The sequence below is a fragment of the Pedobacter petrophilus genome (genome assembly GCF_009674725.1).
Lineage (GTDB): Bacteria > Bacteroidota > Bacteroidia > Sphingobacteriales > Sphingobacteriaceae > Pedobacter > Pedobacter petrophilus.
Genome location: NZ_WKKH01000008.1, coordinates 1 through 16281, shown reverse-complemented (window position 1 = coordinate 16281; position 16281 = coordinate 1). Strand labels below are relative to the sequence as shown.

Below are 16281 nucleotides of genomic sequence, written 5' to 3'. Positions count from 1 at the left end.
GGATAGATGCTCCCCGCGATGGGGAGCTTTATCTTTTTAAAGCAGACATCGCGATAAACAGAAATTTTAAAAAATGATGAATGATTCCATAATCAGGAATTCCTTACCGAATTCGTTATGCTGAATTTATATCAGCTAACGCAAAAAGGCCCCGAAATCGGGGCCTTTCTGTTTCATACTCAGGAAATATTATTTTTCAGAGTTTTTCTTGTCAGTTACTTCTGCACGAATTTCTTGTGCTAATACTTTAAGATCTTGCATTGCTTTACGTACACGAGTACCAGCAGCTGCATTGCCAGCATTGTAAAATTTTTCTACATCTGCTTCAATAGCAGCAACAGCAGCTTTAACTTTTGAGAATTTTTCCATCGCTAATTGATGTTTTAAGGTTTAAAAAATTTATTTTTTCAATAATACATATTTACCACGAATTAACAACAGAAAGCAAGTATTAATTTGCAATAAGTTTTGCACATATTCACAATCAAAAAATGCCCCTACGGCATTATAGAAGTATTTTTTAGAACGCATGTGAGAAAATCTGTGTAGGCTAACTGATCTGTTTGGAGAGTTGAATCAGATTTTCAAACGTTTGATTTGCGCTATCTACGCACCGCTGGTAATTTTCCGCTTTCACCCTGTCATTCAGGATAGTAACGAAGCTTTTCCATTTTGCGCCCAACTCCGGGCCATAAACGCCGTAATAATTTAATCCATTCTCCTGATCTTTAAAGTTTGGATTAGCTAAAATATGCTTCTTAATCACATTACCGCCTAATGTTGCGCCTTCCAGTACATAAAGTGTACCCATAATTTCAGCAGTATTTTTTTGGGGAATAAACAAATCGAAATTTAACGATGGCAAGGTTAAACGATCAATTTGCCAATAATTCAGATCCTTTTCCAGTGCATTGAGTTTTAAACGGCCATTTATTTCCAGTTCATCGGCCAAATCTTTATTAAGCATATCAGCCAGTTTATTTTCCAGCTTTTGATGAATGATGTAATTGATGGTCAGTAATTTTTTATAATTTGTTAGGCTCAAAGAATTGTTCATAATTTCATTAATAAACATTAATGATTCTAATGCTTCATGTTTTTTTGCTGTTTCTGTTCTTAATATTCCGGCAATCATTATTTATTTATCTAATTTAAAAAAGGATTAAAAACAAAAGATTCAAATGAGCCATTTGAATCTTTTGTTTTTAATCAATAATAAGTATTTAATTCATTCTAAGGTGCTGATTAAACCAGAAATCGTGTACGGAATGCACACATTTAACCAGGTTATCATATCCATCTGGTTTAGTTAGATAGGCGTTTGCACCAAATTCTATTGAAGATTTAACATCATCCGGATTATCCGAAGTGGAAAATAAAATTACGGGTATAGATTTCAAATAAGGAATGTCTCTGATAAATTTCAGTAAATCTAAACCAGATAAACCTGGTAAATTCAAATCTAATAAAATTAATTTAGGCTTGGTTTTGCTTTCTGCAAATTGTTGCAGTTTAACCATCGCTTCGGTACCATCCTCCACTATAGTCAAATTCAACGTATCTTTCACTTCTTGTACAGCGCTTTGCATAAAAAATGCATAGTCTATATCGTCTTCAACGTAAAATATATCCGGCGTTTTCATTATTATATATTTTTAAAGGCGACGTAAAAAGTAGAGCCTACATTTAATTTACTTTCGAACCATACGCGTCCGTTGTATCGCTCCACTACTCTTTTTACTATTGCCAATCCTACCCCAGTTCCCTCAATCTCCTTAACATTGTCCATGCGTTTAAAAAGCTCAAAAACCCTGTCGTAATAACGGTTATCAATTCCCATACCATTATCCTTTACGGTATAAACAATTTCCTTGCCATCTATATAAGATGAAATTTCGATCGTTGGTTTTTCAACCGTTGAGGAGTATTTTACCGCATTGGAAACCAGATTTGTAAACACCTGGGCAATCATCGTTTTATCACCATTTATATCTGGCATTTGCCCTAAAATCAGTTCGGCTTTGTCTGCTTTAAAAGCCGACCAAACTTCCGTAGCAACCTCATTCAGAAGCAACTGCATGTTTACCGTTTCAAAAGTGATTTCCGAACGACCGACTCTGGCGAGATTTAAAATTTCTTTAATCAGGAAATTCATCTTATCTGCACCTGTTAAAATGCGGCCGAGCATTTTCCTGGCACTATCATCAAGGCTTTTGTTCCTAAGCAGCAATTCTGCATAAGTCTTCACCGAGGTTAACGGGGTCCTTAAATCATGAGAAATGGTATAACTAAAAGTGTCTAATTCTTCATAGGCAGATTGAAGTTTTTCATTCAGCTGCCTGATTTCATTTGCTTTTTTGTTTACATCAGTAATGATGATTTCGCGAATCCTTAGCACTGAAGCAATTTCTTCCGGAAGCCATTTTTCTGAAGTATTATTCACTTCCTCAGACCAGGCCTCGAAAGATTTTCTAGGCGATAAACTCAGCAACCCGTTCTCCTCCGGAGTAGCTGGCTTATCTGGATTGCCCGCCCAGGTTACTGTTGAGATAAGCTCTGGCTTAAACCAGATAATCATTTCGCCGAGTTCTTTGCTGATGGTGCAAACTAAAATACCAGATGCAATGCGCTTATATTTTCTGGCTGGTGAGTGTATTTCTGAAAGCCGATGGGTATAATAAACAGACTCATCATTAGTCTGTTTTAACCATTCTGCCAACTCCAGGATATCTTCATCAGCTGGAACAGTACCAATTGTTTTTAAATTATTTTCGAATAAAATGGCTGCCCCGGTAGCTTTGGTAACGTCTAAAATAGTTTTTTTATGTCCCGTAATGGCTTCAATCAGGTATTTATCCCGGTTAAGTTGTTCTGTAAGTGCAGTAGCTATATCTTTAAATTGATCTACCATCTCAGAATCTTCTGCATCCTGCCGGTATTCGAGTGCTGATGATAAAATCTGTCCGATTAATTTTGCACCTTCCCTGGCTTTGTAATCGATAAATTTCGGACTATAATTATGGCAGGCAATTAATCCCCATAACTCACCATGGGAAATTAATGAAATACTAAAACTAGAGCATACGCCCATGTTTTTGAGGTACTGAATATGAATCGGCGAAACCGCCCGTAAACCAGAATTGGTTAGATCGAGGGGTTTATTTTCCAGAAAAGTAATAATGGGAGAATCTTCTTTATTTACATCAGCAATCAACCGGGTTAGATTCAGCTTGTATAACTCACGTGCCTGTTTGGGAATGTCTGATGCAGGATAATGAAGGCCAAAAAAAGGTTCTAAGTCTTCATTCATCTGCTCCGCTACAACTTCACCATGCCCCTCATCCAAAAACTTATAGATCATTACGCGATCATAATCAATGAGTTTCTTTACTTCTACAGCGGCGCCTTTAAGCAGTGAGCTTACGCTTTTCCCTTGTAGCATCCCGGAGGCCGACCTTCCAATCACACTTTGTAGATCATATTGTAAGGTGGCAGGTTCAAACTCCAGCAAAAAATTATTTCCAGAATCAGCAATGGTAATGTAATATTGATTTTTATTGATGATAACTGGATGCGGACTTATGGCATCAAAACTTTTCCGGATTATACCCAGTCGCAGCAAATCTTCAATATTAAATTCAGGAGCAAGCTGATCAAGGAAGGCATTAATTGTTGACAATGGCTTTCCAAGCAAATTGCCTGCAGATGTTTTTACAAAAAGATTGGTGTTTTCACTAATGTAAGCAATCAAGAAATCAATTTTATCAACAGCAATTAAAAAACCGTGTGATTGAACTTTGCCTGGAATGTGGATGGGTTCTCTATCACAATTTGTAAGGTCTACAGAAAATGTTGTCATATGAAATTTAGCACTACAAAAATATTATATTTTTCGAATTAATCTATGGATAACCCGCTTTAGGATGACTACAAGTTATGGAATTCCGTTATCAGAATTGTTTTTTATTTTATATTTGTTTGAATTTAAAATACCCTTTCAAATCTTGGCAAAGAAAAATATTTTGGTTGTAGAAGATAACCATGCAATTTTAGATGTTATCACTCTTATTTTAGAAAGCGAAGCTTTTAATGTAGCTGGCTTACATAATGGCAATAATTTTCTTAATCATGTACAGGAATTTAGCCCTGACGTTGTTATAATGGACATTATGCTCCCTGATATAGATGGGCGCCTCTTATTAAAAGAGTTAAAGGAAACCGCCTCGACCAAAGACATTCCGGTGCTGATGATCTCTGCCCGTTACCATGCAAATAACTACGCGTTAGATGGTGTTTCTGCAGATGACTTCATGGCCAAACCATTCAACATTGATGAATTAATGGACAAAATTTATGCTTTACTGAAAGATTAGTTGCCAATTTACAATTTTATGGATTATACCTTACTCCTTCCAGGTTTACGATTGTCGAGTGAATAGTGTTCTTTCGGCTGGTAAATGAATATTTATTTCCCCAGGCGTTAAATCTCTCATCAACCGCACGTAAACCTCCAATTTCAAACAAAATAAGTTTTTAATCCGGTCCTCTTAATTTATAAAATTAAGACCTGTCAAAACGGGGGCTTTGAGTAAATAGCAATTGACGGCTACTTTTTCTTGGCATCTTTAGTTACCTCTACCTTCTTTGCATCTTTTGCTGAAGTCACTTTTTCCGCTGCGCCTTTGGCTTTTTCATCTTTTGGTGCGGTTGCTTTACTTTTTTCTGCTGGTGTTGTTTTTGAATCTTTCATAATATTTTAATTTATATTTTTATGCTTCTGCTGCAAGCCATTCTTTTGCTTCTTCTATTTCATTCGGCTTAAAGCCTTTTGAGCTGCCGGGTGTTAAAAAGTAAAGAAAGATCGCCTGTGCGGGCTAACCCAGGAAGCAATGCATCTTTCAAATCTGCATTAGTTACTTCACCTGTGTCCCTCACGCCAAAAATATGGTCAGGCAAACCTGAATTTCAACTAACGTGTGTTTCGTCTTTTTATTTAGAACACGATAAATGCATAAGATGTTTGGACAGCATCCAAATTCTAAAAAGTTGTGAAACATTTAAAACTCTATCTTGCTGGTTAACGTTATAGAAACAATATTTATAAATCCAAAAAATAAACTATATGAAAAGCAATCTATTAAGGCTACCCATAGCGGCGCTTGTCTTAGCTATTTCCGTGTCAGCCTGCACGAGCGATAAAAAGACCACGAACGCAACAGATTCCATACCATCTGATTCTTCTGCGAATGCCTCACTAAAACCAGCAGGTCCGCCGCCAGAATGGGGCCAAAGCATCAAACCGGAGATGCAGTCAGTGATCGAAAAGCTTGTGAGTTATGGAGATAAGCCCATTGAAACGTTAAGCGCAGCAGATGCACGAAAAAACCATATTCCAACGGATGCCGTAATGGCTTTGGTTGAAGCCAATAAGATTACAATTCCTACGCCCAAAGTAGATACCAGTGGAAAAGATATTGAGGTTACCGGTGGCAAAGTGCACTTGCGAATTTATACCCCGAAAGGTGGTAACGGCCCTTATCCGGTAATTGTTTACTATCATGGCGGCGGTTTTGTAATTGCCAATCTGGATGTTTACAATGCATCTGCACAGGCGTTAGCCGAACAGGTAAATGCTGTAGTCGTTTCTGTTGCTTATCGCCTGGCACCTGAAAATAAATTCCCAACCGCACATAATGATGCCTTTACAGCATACGAATGGGTTGTAAAAAATGCGGTTAGTTTAAAAGGCGATCCCGCAAAAATTGCAGTGGTTGGAGAAAGTGCCGGAGGAAATCTGGCTGCAAACGTTTCCATCGCCGCAAGAGACAAAAACATCATGGTTCCTGTACACCAGGTTCTTGTTTACCCGATTGCGCAGGCGAACATGAATACGGAATCATATAAAATGTATGAAAATGCTAAACCTTTAAACAAGGCCATGATGACCTGGTTTACCGAACAATACCTAACCACCATGATTGAAGGCCAAAATCCAAAAATTTCTTTGGTTAATGCAAAATTAAAAGGTTTACCACCTACTACAATTATTACCGCAGAGATTGATCCTTTGCATGATGACGGTACCATGTTGGCAAATAAATTAGCTGATGCAGGCGTTAAAGTAAACAGCAGAAATTATGAAGGCGTTACGCATGAGTTTTTCGGAATGGCCGCTGTAGTTCCGGAAGCAAAAGCAGCGCAGGCTTATGCTGCAGATCAACTCAAAGCTGCTTTTAAATAGAAATGATTAGTATATGGGGAGGGCTAACCTCCCCATATACTCTTTTTTAATTGGGAATACAGTTTATTAGATTGTTTATTTAAGCACCTTTTTTCGAACCTAAACTTTGCATCAACTGATCATATAGATCATCGCTGGTGGCTTTCTGTGGTTTCATCTTTTTAACAGTGGCGCGTTTTCCTTTTGCTTTAGCTTTAATAATTTTCAACAGTTCGTTACTGTAATCATCTTTAAATGAACTCAGATCAAATTTAGAACTATATTGCTTAATCAGTGCTAAACCTACATCCATTTCCTTTTTAGTAATGGTAATATCGTCGGCCTTATTCACTTCATCCAGACTTCTGATTTCTTGTTCAAACCTGATCTTCGTAATCACGATCACATTTTCCATTGGATGGATTACGCATAGATTTTCCGTATTGCGCAATACAAAACGCCCAACTCCGGCTTTACCAGATTTTTGAAGCGCCTTCAATAACAAGGCATATGCTTTTTTTCCCTGTTTCTCTGGTTCGGTATAATAAGATGTTTCGTAATAAATGGGATTGATCTCTTTGATATCGACAAAATTCTCCAGTTCAATGATTTTAGTTTTCTCTGGCGATGCCTCTTCGAAATCGTGCTTATCCAGAATAATATACCTATCTTTCAAAAAATACCCTTTAACAATTTTATCAAAAGGAACTTCTTTATGGGTTTTATCATTCACCCGCTGATAGCGGATTTTTTCATGATCGCGTTCATCCAGCATATCCAAATCCAGGTGCGTTGTTTGCACACCAGAGAAGAGTTTCACAGGAATATTCACCAAACCGAACCCAATAGAACCTTTCCAAATCGATCTCATAATAGTTTTTCTTTAATTATTTAGGTTAACACGATGTCAATTCATATTGTTTGACTGGAAATCCCTCTAATCATGTTCAAAAAAACTATTTACCCCCTTTTTTGTTAAGTAATTACATTAATCCACAGTACGTCCTATGAAAATTGCTTATATTTCTACTTATCCCCCACGCGAATGCGGTTTAGCTACTTTTAACCAGAATTTAGTTAATGCTTTAAGCATTAATCCATCTTATGAGGCAGATAGAAGTTTCGTAGTTGCGATGAATGAATCTGATGACGTAAATGAACATGATTATCCGTCAGAAGTTAAATTTGTAATCAGGCAACAGAACCAACAGGATTATATTGAAGCGGCTAATTTCATTAACGATAGCGACGTAGATACTTGCATTATTGAACACGAATTCGGGATCTATGGCGGCAATAGCGGGGTCTTCCTCCTATCCCTCATTAATGAATTAAAAAAACCATTTATCACTATCTTACATACGGTTTTAAAAGAACCGAATTTTATGCAACAAACCATCATAAAGGAAATTGCATTAAAATCATCTAAAATTGTGGTAATGAGTAAAAAAGCAGTGATGTTCCTCACCAGCATTTATCAGATCTCTAAAACATCAATTAAATTAATAGAACATGGCGTTCCTGATTTGGAGCCTCTCCTTAAAAATGAACTTTCACAAAGCGAATTGTTCAAAAACAGGAAAGTACTTTTTACCTTTGGTTTAATTAGCCGGAACAAGGGACTGGAAACTGTTATTAAAGCACTTCCACGGATTGTTGCGCAACACCCGGATGTTTTATATGTTATTTTAGGAAATACCCATCCAGGTGTAGTAAAGCATAACGGTGAAGAATATCGCGACAGCTTAAAAGCATTGGCAAAAGATTTAGGCGTTGAAAATAACATCGCATTTGTAAATAAATTTGTTTCTGAAGGAGAGCTTCATCAGTATTTAACTACCTGCTATTTATACATTACACCTTATTTAAATGAAGCTCAAATTACAAGTGGAACGCTCTCTTATGCAGTTGGCGCAGGTGCAGCAGTAGTTTCTACACCATATTGGCACGCTGAAGAATTGTTAGCAGATAATCGTGGAAGACTGTTCGACTTTAAAAACGATACCGCCCTGGCGAATATTGTAAACGAGTTACTTGCCGATGAAAGCAAACATCAGGAGCTAAAAATTAACGCTTACAAATATGGCTTAAAACTAAGGTGGCCAGCTATTGGTAATATTTACCTGGAAACCCTTCAGCAGGCGATTGAGACCGGTGAAAAACCTTTGCGGGTTACCCCTCCTATAATCGATGTGGAGAAAATGCCAGTGTTAAACTTAAGCCACATCTCATTGTTGACAGATGATACCGGAATTATTCAACATGCCCGTTTTGGTATCCCAAACCTAAAAGAAGGATATTGTATTGATGATAATGCCAGGGCACTCATTATGGCACTGATGGCTTTTGAACAGAATAAAAACCCAACTGCATTAAAGTTGATGCCGGTTTACCTCAGCTTTATCCAATATATGCAAACCGAAGACGGGAACTTTAGAAACTTTCTAAGTTTTAACCGGAACTATCTTGATGAAGTCGGTTCTGAAGACTCCTTCGGAAGGACAATCTGGTCTTTAGGTTACTTAATTTGCGCAGCGCCTAATAACTCATACAGCGAATTTGGCCGCGAATTATTTTCACACGCTGTTCCGCATTTTAAGAACCTTTCCCATTTGCGCGGAATGGCCAATACACTAATTGGTGGATCGTATTACCTTGGCGCTCATCGGGGTGATGAATTTATCGTTAAAGAAGTCAACCTCCTGGCGAATAGTCTGAAAAACGCCTACAAAGCCAATAAAGACGGCGACTGGCATTGGTTTGAAGATATTTTAACTTATGATAATGCGATTTTGCCGCTGGCACTTTTACATCATTACGAGGCTACTGGCAATGCTGAATCATTTGAAATTGCCATGGAAAGTATCAATTTCTTAAACAGCTTTTCGTTTGAAAACGGTTATTTAAATCCTGTTGGGAATGATGGCTGGATGAAGAAAAATGGTAAAAATCCAATTTATGACCAGCAGGCAATTGAAACCATGGCCATGGTGTTGTTGTATTGTAAAACATACGAAGTAACTAAAGACAGTAAGTATTTGAGTTTAATGCATACCAGTTATGAATGGTTTTTAGGTAAAAACAGTTTGCATATTCCTTTATATGATTTTGAGACACATGGCTGTGCCGATGGATTGCAGTTTAATAGTGTGAACAGAAACCAGGGTGCAGAAAGTACATTGGCATATTTCGTTTCGCATTTAGCAGTTTTGCAAGCTGCAGAGGCAGAATATCAAACCCTGTCAACTCCATTGGTTGAGAGTAATAAGTTGGTATAAAATACCTAACCTACGTAAAAGGCTGGTTCACGAAATGCGAACCAGCCTTTTTTATTTAATGCGCATAGATGAATTATTTATCCTACGCCGTTTTCCAATAGTTTGTTTAATAGTAATTCCAGATTTACTGTAGCAAATGAAGAACTATAATCTGATAAACCATAAGGGATAATCAGTTCACCGTTACTTATAATTGAACCGCAGGAGTATACCACGTTTGGCACATAACCTTCCCGTTCGTCGTTGTTTGGAATAATTAACGGTTCTTTGAGGTGACCAATTTCCTTGCCTGGGTTTTCTAAATCTAACAAAACTACGCCTATGCAATACCGTCTCATCGGCCCAACGCCATGGGTAATCACTAACCAGCCTTTATCTGTTTCAATCGGAGACCCGCAGTTACCAATTTGAACCAATTCCCAATCGTACCGTGGCTGTTTCAGTAAAACAGGATTTTCCCAGACATTTACTTTATCAGAGAACATCAGGTAATTATTCCAACCATCTATCCTGCTCATCATCACATATTTTCCATTAATTTTACGGGGAAAAAGTGCCAGGTTTTTATTTTGAGCACCGTCACCATATAATGGAATTACTTTAAACTCGTAGAAATCTTCCGTCTGCACCAGTTTTGGAATAATCAGTGAACCATCGAATGCGGTATAAGTAGCATAATAAACCACCTTTCCGTCGTCTTTGATAAATTTAACAAAGCGGGCATCTTCAATTCCTTTCCGCTCGAATTCTGAAATCGGGAAAATAACGCGGTCTGAGATGTCTGTATCTTTAGAGAAAGATATGGTATGGTAGGTATCAGATAGCCAAAGTACTTTATCGTATTCAATTAAGCGCGAAGGATTTTCTGTATGTAGACTTTTAGAATCTTTGATAATGTTGCTCAGGTCGGTATACTCGAAGCGATCATTCAGTTTACCTTCCATTTCTTCGAGTACGGTGGCATCAATTTGTGCATACGCAGCTTTTTTGATAAAATGCTTTTTAACGTAAATGGCGTTTTTAACCACTTCCGCTTCATCAACATAATTTCCAACAGGCAACACCTGGATATTATTATGTTTATCGATTAAAGCCCGCCTGAAAACAATCGAAGAAATGTGTCCTTCTCCAACAGCACGGAAACTGATAATTACTCTTTTTTCTCCCTCAACCAGGTCGGTTTGATCCGGATCATCAATAATGCTGGGATTAAAAAAAGCGGCCGATTCTATCGAATATTCATGGGTAAAATAGGCACCAATAAGCAGTTTGGTATATTGATCAAGATCTTCCATATCCTGACCAAGGATTGTAAATTGTTTCTTCAGCTTTTTACAATGGCGATTTAAAATTTTGGTAATATTCCGGTGTCTTTTTGAATATTCCTGCAGGATGGGAGAAATGATGGAAAAAACTTTTTCATCGGAAAATTCGAGCACTTTTTTAATTACTTCTAAAGCTCTTTCTTCTCCGTTAAAAAAAAAACGGGCAATAACCCGTTTGGTATCGGGATTCACTTTAACAGGTTTACGTTCTATGTATAATCTCATTATTAATAATTTTGGTAGTTTTTATAACGCCTTTTTTCTTGAAAATGACATAAGCTATAACAACTAAAGTTAATACTTAATTGTTTATATTATTTATCGTTTTGACGATAATCTTTACCTTTAACAAATAACCCTTTTTTAAATCATTCCCGACAGATGCAATCAGCCGAAATTCCAGATCAATCTATCTCCATAAACGAAGAATTGCGTTTGCAAACCCTTTTTGGTTACGAAATACTTGATACGCCTGCAGAAAAGAGCTACGATAACTTTGCTCGGCTGGCAGCAGATATATTCCAGGTTAAAAATGCTGCAGTTGGTTTTTTTGGCGAAAATGGAATATTCTTTAAAGCGGTAACCGGAAGTGAACCGGAGATAGATAAAGTTCAGTATATTTTTAATCTGGCGAAATCAGCCGATGAAATAAGCGAAACAGCTGGAGAATTTAATGGCTTTTTTGCTGGCGCGATCATTAAATCACCTGGCAGGCATAATTTAGGGGCGATCATGGTTTATGATGACCTGCCAGTCGAAACCACTGAACATCAATCATCTATGCTGGAACGGTTGGCCGAAATGGTTGCAGAAAAACTGGAAACAAGACTGGCAATCAGAAGGACCATGCGTGCGCTTGACGATCGTTTACATGTGCTGATCCACGACTTAAAAAATCCAATGACGACCATTTCACTTCAATCCGAATTGGTAAGCCGAATGCCGGATGCCGGTGAAAGAGTAGCCAACATTGCCGGTAAGATCAATCTTCAATCAAAAAGAATGGTTGATAACCTGAATGATATTTTAAGTTCAGCGAGAAAGGAAAATGGTTCTTTTAAGCCACAGAAAACAAAAATTGATCTGAAGAAATTATTAGCGGATGTAACCGATGATCTTGGATCTGCTTTAGCAAACAAGAATCTATCTGTGTCAGTAAAAATCAATGAGCCTGTCGAAATTTTCGGAGATGAAGTTAAGCTTCGGGAATTATTTTCACAGTTGATTCAAAATTCTATAAAGTTCTCTCCAACAATGAGTGAGATAGAAATTTCTCATCAGGTAATTGAAAACCAGGCAACTATCGCAATAAAAGACCTTGGCGTTGGCTTAGATGAAGCTGATCTGGACCGTTTGTTTATTAAGTTTTCAAAATTAAATGCTGTGCCTACGGGTCGGGAAAATTCAAATGGTTTAGGTTTAATTGTAGCTAAAATGTTTGCAGATATGCATAAAGGAAAGATCAGGGCAAAGAGTGAAGGGATTGGCAAAGGCACTACCTTTTATGTAGAATTGCCTGTTAAGTAACATCAAGCAGCTCCACCAATTTCATTTCTTCTAAAATGGACCTTTCTGGCGCTCCAGTTTTTTGAAAGGACCATTTTATAAGTCTGATAAAACCATTTTCTATTTCTATCCCTGTAATGTCTCCATCGCTAAAGCAACAACAGCCGCTATTAAAATAGCCCGGTTTATAGGTTTTAAACTCCGGAACATCATCGCCTTTCTTTACTCGTTTTTTCAACTCCTCATTTAATTCATCAATCTCGGCCTGATGCCTTCCAATTGTTGCGTTTTTTAATTTTAAATAAATCTGCTCCAGGTGTGTAAGCGAAGCAAAAACCGGTTGATGGGTATGTCCGGTAATTAACGCGGTATCCTTTTGCTCAGACTGCCAGCTATACATCAGGCTGTTGTGTGCGGTTTTCAGTTGATTATCATAGGCAGGTGTATTCGGATTAATTTGCAGATACGACTGTATAGGTGCCCAGATTGTACTTACAAACCATTTACTAAACCAGTTTCCATCGCTTTGTAAATCGCCCTGGTGGCCGTGAGTCAGGAAAATATTAAGCACGCCGGTTTCAAACTTTATTTTCAGAATCACGCCCTCATAAATCGAAACTTTCTGCCCATAAATCCGGTTTAAATTAAAGCTTGCTAACGGATCGTTATCCCAGTACAAATCATGATTACCAAAAATTTTCGTGAAAGCTTTGCGGTTGATGAATAACTTTTCCTTCTCAAAGGTTTGTTTATTGTGCTTGATTACAGATTCCAACAAATTCTCCCAAAGTTCTTCGCTATCGCCGAGGTTGATGTAATGAAATTGAGATTCGTTATAGTAATCGAGTGCCGTGAGGTAGTTTATTTCTGCCAGGGAAAAATCGTCAGCATAATCACGGGCACCTTTATGCTGATCGCTCAGGATGATAAATTTATCTGCTTCTGAGATTTCAAACACCAGACCTCTTTTTCCAGGCTCGGCATTTATGGTTTCAAAAAGCTTGCTTAATGCTTCGTGGATACGCTTACGATCAGGTCTGGAGCCAAATCTGTTAGACATTCGAATGACCCTGTTTCCAAATAAACGTTGTAAAAATTTCCGCATCAATCTAATTAATTTTGGTTCTAAACTTAACAAATTATAATGCTAAACTGTTCGCGCAAGCCTAAACAATTCTATATATTTAGCCTGATGAAATTTTTACCTTTAATTTTTATTTTCTTTTTTACCGCTGGTCATGCGCAAAAAATTCAGCCAGACACCTCATTCAGCGTATATTCTACTTATATTAAAGAAAAGAAGAAGCGTCCCTACATCAGCATTGCGCAGCCGTTAACAAAAGGAAATTTTAAAACCACAAGCAACATCTTTTATGCAAACACTCCTACCGGAAATTTATCATTAGATGTAGTTTATCCTAAGCATTCGAAGCATTTATTACCTGCGGTTTTATTTGTTTTCGGTGGTGGCTGGCGTTCCGGAAATCGTTCGCAAAACATTCCTTTGGCGCAAAAAATGGCGCAAAATGGTTATGTAGCAATTACTACAGATTACCGGTTATCCACCCATGCGCAATTTCCAGCCGCAGTTTTCGACCTTAAGAACACCATTCGATGGATCAAAGCCAATGCGAAGAAATTCAATATAGACACCAACAAGATAATCATAACCGGTTTTTCTGCTGGCGGACAATTGGCTGCGCTGGTTGGAACGACAAATAACGACGAACAATTTGAAAAAGAAAAGATTAATAGACATAGCAGTACCGTTCAGGCAGTAATCGATGTTGATGGTGTATTGGCTTTCGATCATCCGGAGTCTTCCGAAGTGAGCACAGATCCAAATCGTAAATCAGTGGCTGCGATCTGGCTTGGATCAGAGCTTAAAGATAACCCCGATTTGTGGCACAATGCATCGGCGTTAAATCATGCAAATCAACATACCGTTCCGATGCTATTTATTAACAGCTCCACGCCGCGCTTCCATGCCGGCAGGGATGATCTGATTGCAAAGGTCAAACCATTTGGAATCTACACAGAAGTGCATACGCTTCTGGATACACCTCACCCCTTTTGGCTGTTTAATCCATGGCTTGAACAAGTTTCTTCCCTGATGATTAATTTTCTAGACCAGCAATTTAAAAATCAGGCAGCTGTGCAACTGAAATAAATTTCAATTTAACAAAACATATTGCTAAATTTGTTAGTATTGAAAAGATCAGGAAGCGCAGATTTACCATTACATTACGGGCATGTTCCACCGTGGCTGGCCAACCGTATGGCCACATTAGGTTTAGCCATTGTAGAAGCTATTCTTGTAGAATATGGCAGAGCCGAAGTTATTCGCAGGTTGAGTAGTCCGTTTTGGTTTCAAAGTTTAGGCGCTGTAATGGGCATGGACTGGCATTCTTCTGGAATTACCACTTCAGTTATGGGCGCTTTGAAGAAATCGATCAATCCACTTTCTAAAGAACTCGGCATATATATTTGCGGTGGAAAAGGAAAATCCAGTCGCGAAACCCCAAATGAACTATTAAGAATAGCAGATAAAACCGGCCTGAACGGCACAGAATTGGTTCGGGCGAGCAAACTTAGCGCGAAAGTAGACAATACAGCCATTCAGGATGGCTTTCAATTATACCTGCATAGTTTTATTTTAAGTAGTGATGGCGACTGGGCCGTTGTGCAACAAGGTATGAGCGATGCCAGTTCCACGGCCAGGCGATACCATTGGCATTCAGAAAATTTAAAATCATTTATAGAAGAACCGCATACGGGAATTTGTGGCGTTAATCAGGGACAGATTCTCAATCTTACTTCTATTGAGGCTGATGTTACGCGTCAGACGATGATGGGTATTACTGCAGAATCCCCTACCAGAATGATTTCGGAAATTCAGAAACTGGTGATGCCTGATCATCATGATGTAAAAGCACAAGATGTCGACCTGAAACGCCTGGGCAGTATCTTATGGCTGGCTCAGGAAAAACAGCCAACTGATTTTGAAGAACTTCTGCTTCTGGAAGGCATGGGACCACGGACATTACAGTCGTTGGCTTTGGTAAGTGAAGTGATTTATGGAACCCCCTCGCGGTTTACAGATCCTGCGCGTTATTCTTTTGCTCATGGCGGCAAGGACGGACATCCATTTCCGGTTCCGGTAAATGTTTATGATGAGACGATTAGTGTTTTGCAAAAAGCGGTGGAGAAAGCTAAAATCGGGGAAAGCGAGAGGCAACAGGCGATTAAATCGCTGCATCAGATTGCGCGAAATGCAGAGCGGAATTTTATGCCGAATATGAATTTTGAAAAGGTGATTGAGAAAGAAAGAGCAGAAAGCTGGAAACATGGCGGGAGAACTATTTTCGGGAAAGAGAAACCGCCGGGTGATCAGTTGAGTTTATTTTAGGGTTATGCGCACTGAATCTATCCCAAAGCCTATTGTACAAAGATAAGATGCTGTTCTGAAATGAATTCAGAATGCCACCAAGTTCAGCAAAGACGATTGAAGATTCGACAGGATGATCAGGGAATTCTGCTAAAGGATCATAAATTCAGCAGGACGCACGAGGAGTTCAAGCAAGACCTCACCGGTCAGTGTGTTATCCTGAGCCTGTCGAAGGGCTTTCTACAAACTCACGGCATTTCGACAAGCTCAATGTGACAATACGAATTTATTTTCTGGAACTAGATTCATATATAAAGATGCTGAATCAAGTTCAGCAAGAACGATTGAAGGTTCGACAGGATGATCAGAGGATGCTGCTAAAGGATCATAAATTCAGCAGGACGTACGAGGAGTTCAAGCAAGACCTCACCGGTCAGTGTGTCATCCTGAGCCTGTCGAAGGGCTTTCTACAAACTCACGGCATTTCGACAAGCTCAATGTGACAATACGAATTTATTTTCTGGAACTAGATTCATATATAAAGATGCTGAATCAAGTTCAGCA

At 38.4% G+C, this 16281-nt stretch carries 14 protein-coding genes; 6 read left to right on the top strand and 8 right to left on the bottom strand.

Annotation, left to right across the window (positions count from 1 at the left end; genetic code table 11):
• Positions 1-189: 189 nt before the first annotated feature.
• The 4 genes from GJU39_RS07005 to GJU39_RS06990 form a co-directional block, all read right to left on the bottom strand.
• Positions 190-369, bottom strand: a complete 180-nt coding sequence (locus GJU39_RS07005) for a histone H1 (protein ID WP_154280022.1) — start codon at positions 367-369, stop codon at positions 190-192.
• A 181-nt stretch (positions 370-550) separates the two neighbouring features.
• A complete protein-coding gene (locus GJU39_RS07000; RefSeq protein ID WP_154280020.1) occupies positions 551-1135 on the bottom strand; it encodes a biliverdin-producing heme oxygenase in 585 nt (194 codons plus the stop codon).
• A gap of 88 nt (positions 1136-1223) precedes the next feature.
• Complete coding sequence (locus tag GJU39_RS06995; RefSeq protein ID WP_154280018.1) at positions 1224-1643, bottom strand: response regulator; 420 nt, start codon at positions 1641-1643, stop codon at positions 1224-1226.
• Between the two features lie 2 nt (positions 1644-1645).
• The gene (locus GJU39_RS06990; RefSeq protein ID WP_154280016.1) at positions 1646-3859 is read right to left on the bottom strand and encodes an ATP-binding protein; all 2214 of its coding nucleotides are present in this window, start codon (positions 3857-3859) and stop codon (positions 1646-1648) included.
• 145 nt (positions 3860-4004) lie between these two features.
• Between GJU39_RS06990 and GJU39_RS06985 the strand changes: the two genes are divergently transcribed.
• Positions 4005-4373, top strand: coding sequence for a response regulator transcription factor (locus GJU39_RS06985; RefSeq protein WP_154280014.1), 369 nt, complete (start codon positions 4005-4007; stop codon positions 4371-4373).
• Positions 4374-4606: 233 nt separating this feature from the next.
• Here GJU39_RS06985 and GJU39_RS06980 read toward each other — a convergent pair whose 3' ends face one another.
• Positions 4607-4750 carry a hypothetical protein gene (locus GJU39_RS06980; RefSeq protein ID WP_154280012.1) on the bottom strand — a complete coding sequence of 48 codons (144 nt, stop codon included), beginning with the start codon at positions 4748-4750 and terminating at the stop codon, positions 4607-4609.
• A 372-nt stretch (positions 4751-5122) separates the two neighbouring features.
• Here GJU39_RS06980 and GJU39_RS06975 point away from each other — a divergent pair, with 372 nt between their 5' ends.
• Positions 5123-6241: an alpha/beta hydrolase gene (locus tag GJU39_RS06975; RefSeq protein ID WP_154280010.1), complete on the top strand. Its 1119-nt coding sequence runs from the start codon at positions 5123-5125 to the stop codon at positions 6239-6241.
• 79 nt (positions 6242-6320) lie between these two features.
• Here the strand turns inward: GJU39_RS06975 and ku are convergent, their stop codons facing one another.
• Positions 6321-7091, bottom strand: a complete 771-nt coding sequence (gene ku, locus GJU39_RS06970; RefSeq protein WP_154280009.1) for a non-homologous end joining protein Ku — start codon at positions 7089-7091, stop codon at positions 6321-6323.
• A gap of 136 nt (positions 7092-7227) precedes the next feature.
• Between ku and GJU39_RS06965 the strand changes: the two genes are divergently transcribed.
• On the top strand, positions 7228-9498 hold the full coding sequence (locus tag GJU39_RS06965; protein ID WP_154280008.1) for a glycosyltransferase family 4 protein: 2271 nt from the start codon (positions 7228-7230) through the stop codon (positions 9496-9498).
• Positions 9499-9575: 77 nt separating this feature from the next.
• Here GJU39_RS06965 and GJU39_RS06960 read toward each other — a convergent pair whose 3' ends face one another.
• Entirely contained in the window at positions 9576-11048 is a 1473-nt protein-coding gene (locus GJU39_RS06960; RefSeq protein ID WP_154280007.1) for a glycoside hydrolase family 130 protein, read from the bottom strand.
• Positions 11049-11204: 156 nt separating this feature from the next.
• On the opposite strand from GJU39_RS06960, the gene GJU39_RS06955 reads away from it, so the two are divergent.
• On the top strand, positions 11205-12350 hold the full coding sequence (locus GJU39_RS06955) for a sensor histidine kinase (protein ID WP_154280006.1): 1146 nt from the start codon (positions 11205-11207) through the stop codon (positions 12348-12350).
• Here GJU39_RS06955 and GJU39_RS06950 read toward each other — a convergent pair.
• The gene (locus GJU39_RS06950) at positions 12343-13389 is read right to left on the bottom strand and encodes a metallophosphoesterase (RefSeq protein ID WP_245227711.1); all 1047 of its coding nucleotides are present in this window, start codon (positions 13387-13389) and stop codon (positions 12343-12345) included. The two genes, GJU39_RS06955 and GJU39_RS06950, sit on opposite strands and share 8 nt — an antisense overlap.
• 132 nt (positions 13390-13521) lie before the next feature.
• Between GJU39_RS06950 and GJU39_RS06945 the strand changes: the two genes are divergently transcribed.
• A complete protein-coding gene (locus tag GJU39_RS06945) occupies positions 13522-14499 on the top strand; it encodes an alpha/beta hydrolase (protein ID WP_154280003.1) in 978 nt (325 codons plus the stop codon).
• A 39-nt stretch (positions 14500-14538) separates the two neighbouring features.
• Positions 14539-15738, top strand: coding sequence for a DUF763 domain-containing protein (locus GJU39_RS06940; RefSeq protein WP_154280002.1), 1200 nt, complete (start codon positions 14539-14541; stop codon positions 15736-15738).
• Positions 15739-16281: the final 543 nt, after the last annotated feature.

Coding starts and splice junctions, on each gene's coding strand:
- GJU39_RS07005 (WP_154280022.1), bottom strand. CDS start 369: ATGGAAAAATTCTCAAAAGTTAAAGCTGCTGTTGCTGCTATTGAAGCA.
- GJU39_RS07000 (WP_154280020.1), bottom strand. CDS start 1,135: ATGATTGCCGGAATATTAAGAACAGAAACAGCAAAAAAACATGAAGCA.
- GJU39_RS06995 (WP_154280018.1), bottom strand. CDS start 1,643: ATGAAAACGCCGGATATATTTTACGTTGAAGACGATATAGACTATGCA.
- GJU39_RS06990 (WP_154280016.1), bottom strand. CDS start 3,859: ATGACAACATTTTCTGTAGACCTTACAAATTGTGATAGAGAACCCATC.
- GJU39_RS06980 (WP_154280012.1), bottom strand. CDS start 4,750: ATGAAAGATTCAAAAACAACACCAGCAGAAAAAAGTAAAGCAACCGCA.
- GJU39_RS06975 (WP_154280010.1), top strand. CDS start 5,123: ATGAAAAGCAATCTATTAAGGCTACCCATAGCGGCGCTTGTCTTAGCT.
- ku (WP_154280009.1), bottom strand. CDS start 7,091: ATGAGATCGATTTGGAAAGGTTCTATTGGGTTCGGTTTGGTGAATATT.
- GJU39_RS06965 (WP_154280008.1), top strand. CDS start 7,228: ATGAAAATTGCTTATATTTCTACTTATCCCCCACGCGAATGCGGTTTA.
- GJU39_RS06960 (WP_154280007.1), bottom strand. CDS start 11,048: ATGAGATTATACATAGAACGTAAACCTGTTAAAGTGAATCCCGATACC.
- GJU39_RS06955 (WP_154280006.1), top strand. CDS start 11,205: ATGCAATCAGCCGAAATTCCAGATCAATCTATCTCCATAAACGAAGAA.
- GJU39_RS06950 (WP_245227711.1), bottom strand. CDS start 13,389: ATGTCTAACAGATTTGGCTCCAGACCTGATCGTAAGCGTATCCACGAA.
- GJU39_RS06945 (WP_154280003.1), top strand. CDS start 13,522: ATGAAATTTTTACCTTTAATTTTTATTTTCTTTTTTACCGCTGGTCAT.